This is a genomic window from Streptomyces sp. AC558_RSS880 (assembly GCF_019049255.1).
Lineage (GTDB): Bacteria > Actinomycetota > Actinomycetes > Streptomycetales > Streptomycetaceae > Streptomyces.
This window is the reverse complement of the sequence record NZ_JAGMUJ010000075.1, coordinates 1-216: the sequence shown is the minus strand read 5'-3', so window position 1 is coordinate 216 and position 216 is coordinate 1. Positions and strand designations below refer to the sequence as shown.

Genomic DNA, 216 nt, shown 5'->3' with positions numbered 1-216 from the left:
GATTCCGGGAGTAGTGGCGAGCGAAACCGGATGAGGCCAAACCGTATGCGTGTGAGACCCGGCAGGGGTTGCGCATGCGGGGTTGTGGGATCTCTCTTGACCAGTCTGCCGGCTGGTCGACGAGTCAGAAACCGTTGATGTAGGCGAAGGACATGCGAAAGGTCCGGCGTAGAGGGTAAGACCCCCGTAGTCGAAACGTCAGCGGCTCGTTGGAGA

The 216-nt window shown here is 60.2% G+C and carries 1 rRNA gene; it reads left to right on the top strand.

From position 1 onward, the window contains the following. A 23S ribosomal RNA gene (locus tag KUM38_RS23760) occupies positions 1-216 on the top strand; the annotation flags it as partial.